This is a genomic window from Acidobacteriota bacterium (assembly GCA_028874215.1).
Lineage (GTDB): Bacteria > Acidobacteriota > UBA6911 > RPQK01 > JAJDTT01 > JAJDTT01.
Window position 1 is genome coordinate 11,845 of record JAPPLF010000111.1, and the last position, 13,361, is coordinate 25,205.

The 13,361-nt window shown below is 62.4% G+C and carries 12 protein-coding genes; 5 read left to right on the forward strand and 7 right to left on the reverse strand.

What is annotated here, in order from left to right; all coding sequences use genetic code 11:
- Positions 1-3: 3 nt before the first annotated feature.
- The 4 genes from OXT71_22545 to OXT71_22560 are packed head-to-tail and all read right to left on the reverse strand — an operon-like array spanning position 4 to position 5,232.
- On the reverse strand, positions 4-1,470 hold the full coding sequence (locus OXT71_22545; protein MDE2929177.1) for a tetratricopeptide repeat protein: 1,467 nt from the start codon (positions 1,468-1,470) through the stop codon (positions 4-6).
- Positions 1,467-3,239 carry a CRTAC1 family protein gene (locus tag OXT71_22550; protein ID MDE2929178.1) on the reverse strand — a complete coding sequence of 591 codons (1,773 nt, stop codon included), beginning with the start codon at positions 3,237-3,239 and terminating at the stop codon, positions 1,467-1,469. The genes OXT71_22545 and OXT71_22550 overlap by 4 nt, the downstream gene beginning before the upstream one ends.
- Positions 3,236-4,996: a CRTAC1 family protein gene (locus OXT71_22555; GenBank protein MDE2929179.1), complete on the reverse strand. Its 1,761-nt coding sequence runs from the start codon at positions 4,994-4,996 to the stop codon at positions 3,236-3,238. Before OXT71_22555 ends, OXT71_22550 begins: the two co-directional genes overlap by 4 nt.
- The gene (locus tag OXT71_22560) at positions 4,993-5,232 is read right to left on the reverse strand and encodes a hypothetical protein (protein MDE2929180.1); all 240 of its coding nucleotides are present in this window, start codon (positions 5,230-5,232) and stop codon (positions 4,993-4,995) included. The genes OXT71_22555 and OXT71_22560 overlap by 4 nt, the downstream gene beginning before the upstream one ends.
- Before the next feature lie 72 nt (positions 5,233-5,304).
- Between OXT71_22560 and OXT71_22565 the strand changes: the two genes are divergently transcribed.
- Entirely contained in the window at positions 5,305-6,285 is a 981-nt protein-coding gene (locus OXT71_22565) for a hypothetical protein (GenBank protein MDE2929181.1), read from the forward strand.
- Between the two features lie 62 nt (positions 6,286-6,347).
- On the opposite strand, the gene OXT71_22570 is transcribed toward OXT71_22565, so the two are convergent.
- Genes OXT71_22570 through OXT71_22580 form a run of 3 tightly spaced genes read right to left on the reverse strand, consistent with a single transcriptional unit; the run spans position 6,348 to position 9,784 of the window.
- The gene (locus tag OXT71_22570) at positions 6,348-7,121 is read right to left on the reverse strand and encodes a methyltransferase domain-containing protein (protein ID MDE2929182.1); all 774 of its coding nucleotides are present in this window, start codon (positions 7,119-7,121) and stop codon (positions 6,348-6,350) included.
- A gap of 30 nt (positions 7,122-7,151) precedes the next feature.
- The gene (locus OXT71_22575) at positions 7,152-8,399 is read right to left on the reverse strand and encodes a Xaa-Pro peptidase family protein (protein MDE2929183.1); all 1,248 of its coding nucleotides are present in this window, start codon (positions 8,397-8,399) and stop codon (positions 7,152-7,154) included.
- Positions 8,400-8,440: 41 nt separating this feature from the next.
- Entirely contained in the window at positions 8,441-9,784 is a 1,344-nt protein-coding gene (locus tag OXT71_22580) for a sugar porter family MFS transporter (protein MDE2929184.1), read from the reverse strand.
- Positions 9,785-9,981: 197 nt separating this feature from the next.
- Here OXT71_22580 and OXT71_22585 point away from each other — a divergent pair, with 197 nt between their 5' ends.
- The 4 genes from OXT71_22585 to OXT71_22600 are packed head-to-tail and all read left to right on the forward strand — an operon-like array spanning position 9,982 to position 13,142.
- Positions 9,982-10,443: a VOC family protein gene (locus OXT71_22585; protein MDE2929185.1), complete on the forward strand. Its 462-nt coding sequence runs from the start codon at positions 9,982-9,984 to the stop codon at positions 10,441-10,443.
- 31 nt (positions 10,444-10,474) lie between these two features.
- Positions 10,475-11,275, forward strand: a complete 801-nt coding sequence (locus OXT71_22590) for a glucose 1-dehydrogenase (GenBank protein ID MDE2929186.1) — start codon at positions 10,475-10,477, stop codon at positions 11,273-11,275.
- A 2-nt stretch (positions 11,276-11,277) separates the two neighbouring features.
- Positions 11,278-12,537, forward strand: coding sequence for an ATP-binding protein (locus OXT71_22595; GenBank protein MDE2929187.1), 1,260 nt, complete (start codon positions 11,278-11,280; stop codon positions 12,535-12,537).
- A complete protein-coding gene (locus OXT71_22600) occupies positions 12,534-13,142 on the forward strand; it encodes a hypothetical protein (protein MDE2929188.1) in 609 nt (202 codons plus the stop codon). The genes OXT71_22595 and OXT71_22600 overlap by 4 nt, the downstream gene beginning before the upstream one ends.
- Positions 13,143-13,361: the final 219 nt, after the last annotated feature.

Genomic DNA, 13,361 nt, shown 5'->3' on the forward strand with positions numbered 1-13,361 from the left:
ATCCTACTCGGTGCCGAAAGCACTCATCGCCTCCAGCCGGGTCAGGAGTGCCTCGATTTCCCGCAACAGGGACTGCTGGTTGGACGCAGCGGCCATTTGTTTCGCCTTCAGCGCGGCCTCCTTGGCTTTCTGAAACTGTTTCAACTCGATCCGCACCAGGGCCAAGGTGTGCAGATATACGGGCGTGCCCTCGTTTTCGGGTTCCAGCGTCTTCTCCAGGTGCCGGACCGCTTCGGCGGGCTTCCCCTGGCTCATGAGCAGGCGGGCCAGGTTGAAGTGGGGGAGATGGAAATTGGGCTCGTACTGGATGGCCAGACGGAAATGCCGCGCCGCTTCGTCGGCCTGGCCCTTCTGCGCCATGATATACCCCAGGTTGTTGTGGCTCAGGGCGTGGTAGGGATTGATCTCCAGAGCCTTTCTCAGCGCCTCCTCAGCCTCCCCCATACGGCCGGACATGCCCAGGAACATGCCGAAGTTGTAGTGAGTCTTGTACATGCCCGGGTCGATGGCCACCGCCTTGCGGTAGTGTTCCTCCACCTTGACCGGGTCACGCAGCACCACGTACAGGGAGGAGAGATTCCCGTGGACCACCGAGTGATCCGGGTCGATCTCCAGCGCCTTCAGAAAAGCCGTTTCCGCGCCTCGGAAATCTCCCTGGTCGCGAAGGGCGATCCCCTGCTCCAAATACCGGGTGGCTCCGGAGGCGAGTGACTGGATCGCGTCCAGCAACGGGTCCCGGCGGGGCGGCTCCCCGGTCGAGTGTTGCCGGAACCGGACGAGATGCTCCCGCATCTTGGCGCCTTCGCCCAGATCCCGATAAGCCAGACCCAGTGCGTAGTGGCTGGCGCCATATTCCGGGAACAGGTCGCACGCCTTTCGGAACTGTTCGACCGCTCGCGGCAGATCGCCTTCCCCGGCGTGGACCCGACCCAGGCCATAGTGAGCCACGGCCGAGCCGGGGTGGTCCCGGATGATCCGTTGGTACGCCTCGCGGCTCGCATCCGGCTGTCCCAGCTGCCGGAGGACGTCCGCCAGCGCCAGGCGGGCCGGAACGTCGTTCGGTTTGAGCGCCACGGCCCGGCGGAACGCGGACGCCGCTTCGTTCAGCTTTCCCAGCGGGACGCGGACGACTCCCAGGTAGTAGGCCCAGGGGTAGTGGCCCGGGTCCAGCAGGTGTGACCGGTGATAGAGCGGCTCCGCAGGCTTGTAGCGTTCATGGGCATGGAGGATCATGCCCAGTCTGCCATTGGCCTCCGCGGACTTGGGCTCCGAGCGCAGCCGGTTCACGGCCGCCTCGATCTGCTCCCACGCCGTGGCGTCGAATTCATCCCTCAGCGGGGCCAGATCCGCCACGGGAGGAAGGTCTTCCGCCGGGGCCGGGACCCCGACAGAGACCGCGAAGCCCAGGCTCAGAGCAAGGCCAACGGCGCTCGTGCTCTGGTTTCGCCGTTCTCCCCTCTGCCAGTTCATCGGCCCGCCACCGTTGTACCACTACCCCGATAGAGAATCGCGTATTGGTCGACGGACAGGGCGCTCCACTCTTCCACCATTCCGTCCGTCCATTCGGCGCGGACCTTCAACACCCGCGTCTCGTCTCCAAGTCCGAAGAGCAGCCTGGAATCGTTGGCGGAGGCGTAACTCCCGTCGGTCCGGACGCGCCGCCACAAGGTCTGTCCTCCGGGGAGGAAAACACCGACTCGAGTCCCCAGCAGGTCCCTCTTGAGCCGCCGGTCCATCAACCGCAGCCCCAGCCAGCGGCGCTGCTGGCCCATGCGGTTGATCAACAGCCGCACGGGACCGTTGTTGTTGATCACCACCACATCCGTGTCGCCGTCGTTGTCCACGTCCCCGAAGGCTCCACCCCGGCTTACCTCCGAAAGCTCGAAAACAGGGCCGGCTCCACCCGTCACGTCCTCGAACCGTCTCCCCTCCAAATTGCGGAAGAGTTGATTGGGCTGATGAAGCGGATAAGGATCGTTTTGCTTGGCCAGGACGTCAAGCGTGTCGACGTGTCCGTTCACTGCAAGAACGTCCAGCCAGCCATCGTTGTCATAATCCAGAAAGGCCGTGCCGAATCCGGTGTAGGGGACACTGGGGGGAGCGAGACGGGTTCCCGAGGACTCGTCCTCGAACCAGCCGCTCCCGTCGTTCCGGTAGAGGGTGTTGGTCTCGTTCAGGAGGTGCGTCATGAACAGATCTTCGTCACCGTCGTTGTCGAAGTCCGCCGCGTCGACCCCCATGCTCGACTCCGCCTTCCCATCCTTGTTGAAGGCGCAGCCGGCCAGCAAGGCCTCGTTGCTGAAGGTCCCGTCCTTCTGATTCATCCAAAGATGATTGGGCCGCTGGTCGTTGGCCACGTAGAGGTCGATCCAGCCGTCCTGGTTGAAATCGGCCGTGACCACGCCCAGGGAACCATTGTATTGCCGGGCGATCTGGGATGGGGCCGACACGTCTTCGAAAGTCCCGTCGCCCCGGTTGCGAAACAACTGGTCCGGGACCGGCTCGTAACTGAGGGGCCCGCAGTAGTCGACGCGCCCCGTGATCCCGAAACAGTCCTTGGTGTAGGAGAAGCTGAAATTGACGTAGTTGCCCACGAACAGATCGAGCCAACCGTCGCGGTCGTAGTCCAGGAACGCCGCGCTGACGCTCCAACGGGGCGCGGCCTCTTCGGGCAGCACCGCCTCGCGGAAGCTGCCGTCCCCGTTATTCAGAAACAGTTGGTTCCGCCCGAAGTTGGTGACATAGAGGTCGATCCAGCCATCGTTGTCGACGTCGGCCACGGCCGCCCCCATGCCGTACCCGGTGGCCTCGATCCCGCTCTGCCCCGTAACGTCGGTAAAGCGCAGCACGCGGCTCCCGTCCGCACGGACCTCCAGGTCGTTTCGATACAGGCGGTCTCTCGGGGGCAGGGGAACCTGCGGCGGAAAGAGGGCGTCCTGCAGAGCTTTTTCCGGCCCCAGCATGTTGCCCTGGACGATATAGAGGTCCAGGTCTCCGTCGTTGTCGTAGTCGAACAGGGCGCCGCCCGATCCCACCACCTCACAGAAGTATTTCTCCCCCGACATCCCGTTGAAGTGAACGAAATCGATCCCGACCGCATGAGTTTCGTCGGTAAAGACGCCGGAGGCGGAACTCACGACACCTGACATGAAGTACAGGCACGGAATCAGAAGACCCGCGACGGCAACGAGCGTCCGCCGGTCACCCCAGGCTCGGCGTTGCCCCCTTCGCCGGTTCATGGTTTCGTCACCGCCGTTCCGCTACCCCGATAGAGAACCGTATATTGGTTTACCGGCAGGCTGTCCCACTCCTCCTTTGTGCCGTCCGTCCATTCGGCGCGGACCTTCAACACCCGCGTCTCGTTTCCGAGTCCGAAGAGCAGCCTGGGATCGTTGGAAGAGGCGTAGCTCCCATCGGTCCGGACGCGCCGCCACAACGTCCGGCCTCCGGCGAGGAACACGCCGACTCGAGTCCCCAGCAGGTCCCTCTTGAGCCGCCGGTCCATCAGCCGCAGTCCCAGCCAATGCCGCTGCTGTCCCGTCTGGTTGATCAACAGCCGCGCGCGCCCGTTGTTGTTGGCCACCAGGACGTCCGTGTCGCCGTCGTTGTCCACATCCCCGAAGGCGCCGCCACGGCTCACCTCCGACAGCTCAAACACCGGCCCGGCCCCGCCGGTCACGTCCTCGAACGTCTCTCCGTCCACGTTGCGGAAGAGTTGATTGGGTTGATGAAGCGGGTACGGGTCATTGTCCTTGGCCAGGGCTTCCAAGGTGGAGACATGGCCGTTCAGAGCCAGGACGTCCAGCCACCCGTCGTTGTCGTAGTCCAGGAAGGCCGTTCCGAACCCAGTGAAGGGGACGCTGGGGGGCGCGAGCCGGGTGCCCGAGGACTGGTCCTCGAACCAGCCGGTGCCGTCGTTCCGGTAGAGGGTGTTGGTCTCGTTCAGAAGGTGCGTCATGAACAGGTCTTCGTCGCCGTCGTTGTCGAAGTCCGCCGCATCCACGCCCATGCTCGACTCCGCCTTCCCGTCCTTGTTGAAGGCGCAACCGGCCAGCAACGCTTCGTTTCTGAAGGTTCCGTTTCCCTGGTTCATCCAGAGATGGTTGGGGCGCTGGTCGTTGGCCACGTAGAGGTCGATCCAACCGTCCAGGTTGAAGTCGGCCGTGACCACGCCCAGGGAACCGTTGTATTGACGGGCGATCTGGGACGCGGCCGATGCGTCCTCAAAGCTCCCGTCTCCCCGGTTGCGGAACAACTGGTCCGGGACCGGCTCATAGCTGGTTGGCCCGCAGTAGTCGACGCGCCCGGTCGAACCGAAACAGTTCTTGGTGTGAGAGAAGCTGAAGTCGACGTAGTTGCCGACGAAGAGATCGAGCCAACCGTCGCGGTCGTAGTCCAGGAACGCCGCGCTGACGCTCCAACGGGTCGCGGCCTTTTCCGGCAGCGCGGCCTCGCGGAAGCTGCCGTCCCCGTTGTTGCGAAAGAGTTGATTCCTCCCGAAGTTGGTCACGAAGAGATCGATCCAGCCGTCGTTGTCGACGTCGGCCGCCGCCGCTCCCATGCCGTATCCGGCGGACTCGATGCCGCTCTGTTGCGTGACGTCGGTGAAGCGCAGGTTCCGGCTCCCGTCCGCACGGATCTCCAGGTCGTTTCGATACAGGCGGTCTCTCAGCGGCAACGGGACCCGCGGTGGAAAGAGGGCGTCCTTGAGGGCCTTTCCCGGCCCCAGCATGTTGCCCTGGACGATATAGAGGTCCAGATCGCCGTCGTTGTCGTAATCGAACAGGGCGCCGCCGGACCCCACCATCTCGCAGTAGTACTTCTCTCCCGACATCCCGTTGAAGTGGACGAAATCGATTCCGGCCGCCTGAGCCTGGTCGCTGAAGAGGACCGTGCCGGAGTCCGATCCGGCCAGAGGTGACAGGGCCGCTAGCAGGAAAAGGGCCGCGAGGAGCCCGCGCCAACGAAGGGAGGTGTATCGAAGACCAGCACTCACGCCTCATCCATCTTTTGGTAGAGCGCTTCGCGGTCGGCGATGCCGACCCGGAGCCCGCCGCTTTTCCAGGTGGGCAACGGTACCAGGGGTTCCGGTCCATCGTCGATTCGCGTACTCCCCCCCAAGACACGGAGGAGTCCCGCCTCAACGAGAGCAGACATGGTGGTGCCGCGCCGGGCCGCTTCTTCCCGCAGGCGCTGCATCACCGTATCATCGATGTTGAGGGTCGTCTTCATGAGGAAAAACATACCCGCTGAATCTCGGAAGCGTCAACCGAAACGGACCGCGTCTCATGCTATGATGCGCCCATGAGCCAAAGACTGAAGGTGCTGTTTCTCCCCTTACCCGGTTTGTTCGAGCGCTGGGGGTCCGAGCTCGTCGACGCCGTGACGAAGAATCACGACCTGCGCATTGCCGACTACGATCAGCCCCTGGCCCCGCAGTTCGAAGGCATCGACGCCGTCATCGATCATGGCGGATCGGTGGGAACCCGGGAGATGGTCGACCTGGCGGCGGCGGGCAAGGTCCAGCATTGGCAGATCCTTGGAACGGGGTTCGACCACTTCGACCTGGAATACTGGAAGTCGAAGGGAATGCCGACCTCCAATTGCCCGGGAGCCTTCAGCGCCGTGGCCCTGGCCGACTGCGCCATGATGTTCATCCTGATGCTGGCCCGCAGGTACCACGATTCGAAGGAGGTCCTCGACAGCGGCAAACTCTACAGGCCGATGGGCGCCGAAATGGAGGGTTGGAAGCTGGGCATTCTCGGCTTGGGGGCCAGCGGTATCGAGTTGGCGAAGCGCGCCCCGGGTTTCGGGATGAAGACTCTCGCCATCGACATCCGCGACGTCGGACCCGATGAGGTGAGCGAGCTGGGACTGGAGTTCGCCGGGAAGCCGTCCGACATGGACGACGTCATCGCCCAATCGGACGTCGTCTCCCTGCATCTGCATCTCAACCGGGAGACCCGCCACATCATCAACGAGCGCCGGCTGAAGCTGATGAAGTCGTCCGCTTTCCTGGTCAACGTCTCCCGCGGAGAGCTGGTGGACGAGGCGGCCCTGGAGCAGGCCCTGGTGGAAGGCTGGATCGGCGGCGCCGGAATCGACGTTTTCAGCCAGGAACCGCCTGATCTGTCCGATGCCATTTTCCGATTGCCGAACGCCGTGACGACGCCTCACATCGCCGGGGTCACCGACGGCACCGCGCGCAAGCGGGCGGCGTGCGCCGCCGAGAACCTGGACCGGATCGCCGCGGGACTGGAGCCGCTGTACCGGATCGACCAGTAACGGCCTCCGGGCCGACAGCCCCTGCCGGTTGTGGTCGCCGAATGACAGGCGTGGCGCCTTGCTTATTCCGCTTCGGCAAACAGTCCGGCAGCCGGCAGCCGGACCGAAAACCAGTCATCCCCTTCCTCAAACGAGATCCGTTTCTGAAAGGACGGCGGCGTCTTCCGGATCTCCTCGCAATGGTTCAGGTATTTGGCGATCTTCAATTGGAGCGGAATGGGCTGGACCGACCGTAGCGTCAGCTTCGCGGGCGCAAGCAGATCCCTGAAGTCCTCCAGCGAATAGTAGGCCACGTGTCCGGCCGATTCCCGCTCCGCGGCGGCGAACACGTCGTTGAGCATAGTTTGAAACCGCCCGGCTTCGGGTAGGACCTCGACGATCAGATAGATCCCCTTCCTCTTGAGAATTCTCCTGACTTCCCGAAAATGGGCCGCCAGATCGGGATAGTGGTGGAGCGAGAATCGGCACACGGCAGAGTCGAATACGGAATCGGTAAATGGGAGTTCCGACTCCGTCGCCACGGCGAATCCGATGCTCCCGGTCCGGTCCAATTCCCTGGCCCTGGCGATGACCTTGGGAGAGATGTCAAGTCCCCACACCGCGGCTTTCGGGAAGAGCCGCTTCATGTGCGACGCGACGATCCCGGTACCGCACCCGATGTCGACCAGTTTCGAATCCGGCGGCGCAGGCAACGATTGGAGCAGTCGCCGGGTCTGATCGTCATCCTGGATGGACGGCGGAGAAACGTCCCGGTAACGATCCAGCTCGGCTTCGAAGAAGCTCCGGCTTCGCTTGCGGATCTCGCCGGCCGTGCGGGGGTCGAGGGGTTCAGCCACCCTGTTGTTGCCGCGGATCAGTCACGGCCCTCAGCAGGGTATGTACGGCCGTGATCGATCCTGAGGCACCAGGTCGCGGCACCCGCCAGGCGTGATCACCAGGGAGCGCTCCATCTGGAGCGAACCGACGCCCGGAAGGAACATGGAGGCCTCCAGGTTCAGGACCATATTCTCTTCCAAGGGCATGTCCGAGGCCACGTCGACGCAGTCGTCGTTCACCCGCAACCCGTTGTCGGCCACGACGGTGGGATAGTCCCGGACGTCCAGACCGACCCCGTGGCCGTGGGGATAGGACGCGGTCAATTCCAGCTCTTCCAGGATCCGGAACATAGCCGCCGTGACGGCCGAGCAGCGGACGCCCGGCTTCATTGCACCAACCCCCGCGGCAACGCATTCACGCACTGCTTCGAACCGGCGCATCAGCGGATCGGACAACTCCTTGAGAGCGAACGTGGTCCCCGTGTCCGAGAAGCAACGCCGGTAGATGCAACCGAAGTCCACCATCATGACGTCGTCCTCGCCCAGTGCGTAGTCCGGCTCGGTGGCCATGCCCAGCCCGCCGAGGCCGATGCAGAAGTGGTCGAAGTCGGCCCCCTCCCGGGCCGCCAGGACCCGGTAACGGTCATTCATCTCTCCCAGGGTCGTGCCCGGCCTCGTCTCCGACAGAACCTGAAACCCTGCCTCCTCGTTGATCTCTGCCGAGCGGGTCAGAAGACCGACCTCATAGTCGTTCTTGACCATCCGAATCAGCCGGATCAGGTTTGACGCGTCGAGCAGAGCGGCTCCGGGAAGAGCCCGGGCCAGCTCCTCCTTGCGGTCCGCAGTCAGGGCTTCCATTTCAACACCGACGCGCCCACCGGTCAGGCCTCTTGCTTCCAGGATGTGCAACAGCGCCTCCAGGGAACTGGACGCCCGCGGCGGCTCCAGCAGCAGGTCGTGGATCCTGCGATAGTTGTCCGGCAAATCGCCCGAGGTGAGCGTGTCGTCCACGCCGGAGGCGCCGAAGACTTGGAGGTCGCGGACCCAGAGGTCCGCGCCGTTGACGGCGAAGAGAGGATTGAGCACCAGAGCCGGTTCCCCTTCCAGTGGAAAGACCGCGTAGCCGGGCAGCGCCAGGCTGGACGGGGCTCCCGGTTGCAGCATGTACCCCCGAATGGTGGGATCGAGCCAGCAAAAGTAGCCGGTGAAATAAGTGATGTTCAGATGGGACGCGGCGATCAGGGCGTCGAGGCCGCACTCCCGCATGAAGCTCCTGGCCCGCTCCTGGTTGAAGAACATGTTCAAGGCTCCGGGAGGTTCGGAATGATCGCGGTGAGGCGTTACTTCACGTTCCGGGTCCACGAACGGCCGATCTCTTCCAGGGACCGGCCCTTGGTCTCGGGCACCATCTTCCATCCGAAAATGACGGCGAAGATACAGACCGCCATGAAGATCCAGAACGCGTACGCCTCGGTCCCCAGGTCCTCCTTGAAGTAGGACATCATGGGGGGCAACACCTGGGCGCCGAGATACGCCGACACCCAGAGGCCCAGCGCCGCCACCTGCATGGCCTTCGCCCGCAGGTGCGTGGGAAAGATCTCGGACATGATCAACCAGGCCAGAGGCGCCAGGCTGATGACGTAGCCTCCCACCACCAGGAACATGGTGAGCAGGAGAAAAATCCCGGCCATGTCGTAGTAGAAGAAGATGCCCATGAGCAGGAACCCGACCGCCATGGCGATGGTCCCCGTCATCAACAGCGGGCGCCTGCCGTAACGATCGACGGCCCAGAGTCCGATGCAGGTCCAGGTCAGGTTCCAGACGTTGACGATGATGGATTGCAGGATGGCGTCGGAGATGTTCTCGAAGCCCGCCCGCTGAAAGATGAGCGGAGTGTGGAACAGCAACGGACTGGTCCCACTCAACTGTTGCAGGACGGCCAGGGTCAAGGCAATGAGGAGGGCCGTTCTCATGCCCGGCTTGATCAGATCGCGGAAACTCCCCAATTTCTCCTTCAGCGACCGGGCGATCTCCTCCAGCTCCGCAGTGGCGTATGCGCTTCCGCCGATCCGGGTCAGCACCGCCCGGGCCTCCTCCTTCCGATTCACCTGGGCGAACCATCTGGGGCTCTCGGGGACGAACGCCAGGCCGATAAGCAGGATCACGATGGGGACCATCTCGGACGCGAACATCCAGCGCCATGAGCCGATCAGGGAGAGGTAGTAGGAGACGATGATGGAGGACAGCGAACCGACCACGATGGCCACTTGGTTGACCAGAACCAGCCGCCCCCGCATCCGGGCCGGAGCCACCTCGGCGATGTACATGGGGGAAATGATGGAGGCCAGGCCCACGCCGACGCCGCCCACGATCCGGAAGATGTAGAACTCCGTCATGTTCCGGGGCAGCGCGGTCCCGATGGCCGAAATCCCGAACAGGATCGCGCAAAAGACGAGGGCCCTCTTCCGTCCCCAGCGATCGGTGAGGCCGCCTCCGAAGAGGGGACCGAGGATGCAGCCGATGACCGCGCTGCTGACGGCGAATCCCAGCCAGAACGGACTCAGGGCGAACTCTTCCTTCAGGAAGAGGCTGGCGCCGGCGATGATGGAGAGGTCGTATCCGAAGATGAATCCGCCGACGGCCGCCACCAGAGCCACACCGTAGAGATAGCGTGTTCGTACCATGGGTGAGGAGTATAAGCTCGCAACTGGCGAAAGTCGCGTATGGAGCCATGAATACAGCACGGGTTGTCGACTTGATCTGAATTCCGATTGTCAATGATAATCGCCCCGTTCTGAGGCGAGGATGACCGGGCGATCAAACTCCGGCAGAGTTCCTGAGCAGCCTGACCGAAACAAGTTCCCAGCCAGGAGGATTGGATATGGAATGGGTAAGGAATCTGGACCACGTGGCGGTCACCGTCAGCGATCTGGACCGTTCACTCAAATTCTACTGTGACGTGCTCGGCTTCAAGGAGGTGGAGCGGCACCGGCTGGAAGGGAAGGAAATCTCCCAGATGGCAGCCAAGGAGAACGTGGTGATGCAGGTGGTTCGGCTGGCCATTCCGGAAACGCCCGGGATTCTTGTGGACCTTCAGCTTTACGTCGACCCCCCGGGCGAGAACTCCAATGCCGTACTGGGCATGTCCAACCAGGGGCACTTCTGCTTCGGGGTGAAGGACATGGATCGAGCCTACCGGGAACTCACCGAAGCGGGAGTGGAGTTCGTCTCCGCGCCGGTGGTCTTCGACCTGGGAGACGATTGGGAGTATGGCGCCCTCAAGGTGGTTTTCTTCAAGGATCCGGATGGATTTGTACTTGAGTTGATGGAGTTCACTGACTGAAGCCAGGACTCGAACAGGAGAGCGCACCACCATGGCCAGATATTCGGAAATCGAAGGGAAAAGCGCGTTGGTCACCGGAGGCGGACGCAGCATCGGCCGGGCCATCGCGTTGCGCCTAGCCCGGGAAGGGGCTCAGGTAGCCGTAGCGGACATCGACCAGGACGGCGCCGAATCCGTTGCTGCGGAGATCCGTTCCGCCGGCGGCGAGGCGGTGGGCCTGCAGGCGGACGTGACGTCATTCGGAGACGTCGACGCCATGATCGGTGCGACGGTCGAGGCCTTCGGCAAGCTGGACATCCTGGTGGCCAATGCCGGAATCGGCATCGTCGCTCCCCTGATCGACACCGACGAAGCAAGCTGGGACCGCCTGATGGCCGTCAACGCCAAGGGGGTCTTCCTCTGTTGCACTGCGGCGGGCCGGCAGATGATCCGGCAGGGGCACGGCGGACGGATCGTCATCAACGCCTCGGGGGCCGGCAAGATCGCGCCGGGGAAGAACACTCCGCTGGGAGCCTACGCCGCCAGCAAGCACGCTGCCATCGGGTTCGGGAAGCAACTGGGCCTGGAGCTGTCCGATCATCAGATCCTGGTCAACAGCATCTGCGGCGGCATCATCGACACGCCCATGTGGGACCTGATCGACCGGGAGACCGCCAAGATTTTGGACGTTCCCGAGGGTTCCGTGAAGGCGGGAGCCGTGGACAGCATTCCGCTGGGCCGGATTCAGCAACCGGAGGACATGGCCAACGTGGTGGCGTTCCTCTGCTCCGACGACGCCGCGTACATTACATCCAGCGCCATGAATGTCGAGGGCGGGTTGCTGCCGTACTAACGATGATCACGTTCATCGAAGCTCTGAATTACCGTTGCCTGCGGTATATTTCCAGACCACTCGACTCTTTCCACGTTCTGGTCGGCCCCAATGCCTCAGGCAAATCGACGTTCCTGGACGTCGTGGCATTTCTGCAGGAGGTCGTGTCCGATGGTCTGGAGGACGCTCTATCGAACCGGGCCTCAAATCCTGAGGAGCTGCTCTTTCGAAGGCAAGGTGAAGGCTTCGAGCTCGCGATCGAGGCCCGAATTCCCGAAGACATTCGTCGTCAAACGGCGCGAAAGGAATTGGACACGGCAAGGTACGAAGTGGCGATTGGTTTCGACGAGACCCAGCGCCGCTTCGAATTCAAGTCCGAGACTTTTCGGCTGAAAAAGGCGGCTGTCGTCAATCCGCAGCGCCCCCTACTCTTCCCAATGTCAGCTATACCTCCCCGTTCGCTGGTAACTCGCAAGGGTCAGAGCCAGGAGAGGCTTGTAATCTCGAAGGTGCCGGGGGGAAACGACAACTTCTACAGCGAAATCTATGCCAGGCCGGGCAAGGGCTGGGCACCTTCTTTCAAGCTGGGACCACACAGGTCCGCTTTGGGCAACCTACCAGCAGACGAGAAATCGTTCCCTGTGGCCACTTGGTTTCGGGAGCTGTTGAACACCGGAGTTCAACGATTCGTCCTCAACAGTCTTCAGATCAAGCGCCCGAGCCCCCCCCAACGGGTCAAGGGTTTTCTGCCGGATGGATCCAATCTGCCTTGGGTGATCGCCCATCTGAGGGAACAGGATCCGGGACGTTACAAGTCCTGGATCTCTCATCTTCAAACTGCCCTCACCGACTTCAAGGAAATCACGACTGTGGAACGGCCCGAAGACAAACACTGCTACATGGTTTTTGGATATGAAGGGGGAGTGGCAGTGCCGTCCTGGCTTGTTTCAGACGGCACCCTCCGGCTGGCCGCGCTGACGCTACCTGCCTATCTCAACAATATAAGGGGAGTCTATCTGATCGAAGAGCCTGAAAACGGAATCCATCCGGGTGCGATTTCGACCGTCTACGATTCCCTTTCGTCGGTGTATGGAGCACAAGTCCTGCTCGCAACTCACTCCACGGTAATTTTGAACGCAGCTCGTGCAAGCGACGTTCTCTGTTTTGCTAAGGACGAAGCCGGATCAACGGACATTGTACTGGGCGCCGAACATCCCCGGCTTAGAGAGTGGCGCGGCGAAACCAGTCTCGGCGCGTTGCTCGCATCGGGGATTTTGGGTTGAAGGATCTGGTCATCCTCGCCGCCGACAAGGACCTGAAATTTGCATTGGAGGGATTGCTGGCGAGACCCGAAGCCTTGGGAATTCGAGCCATCGAAAAAGACGTTTTTGTGGAGCCGGAGCACGATCCCGCGTGTGCGCTGCGAGGCGTCGAGTTCCTCAGAACCTTCGCAAAACAGTACCGCCACGGACTCCTCATTTTCGACCATGAAGGCAGTGGCCGGGAACAACAAACGCGGGAACAACTACAAGACGGCCTCAACCGGGCTCTCGACTATATCTGGGGTGATGGCAACGCTCGTGCGATCGTGATCGCGCCCGAGTTGGAAGCTTGGGTGTGGAGCCCATCGCCGCATGTCGCTGCAATTACAGGTTGGGGAACCCGGCAACCGGGACTTCATCGCTGGCTGGTGCATGAAGGATGGTTGCGAAAAGGCGAGGTCAAACCGGCCCGGCCCAAGGAAGCGTTTCAAGCGGCGCTGCGGCAAGCGCGACAACCGCGGAGTGCGTCCTTGTATCGACAGCTCGCCGAACGTGTTTCTCTGCGAGATTGTGAGGATGACGCATTCCGTGAATTCAGGGACGTGCTGAGAACCTGGTTTTCATGACCAGCAGATCACCGAACTGAACCGGGAGCGACCAGAGCTCGCTATGGCAAGTGAGCCATTTGCAATTCTCACCCAGCAACCGGAGGACATGGCCAACGTGGTGGCGTTCCTCTGCTCCGACGACGCTGCGTAGATAACGTCCAGCGCCATGAACGTCGAGGGCGGGTTGCTGCCGTATTGATCTTCGGTGGACCCGTTGGGTGGCCGGGGTGGTGTTGG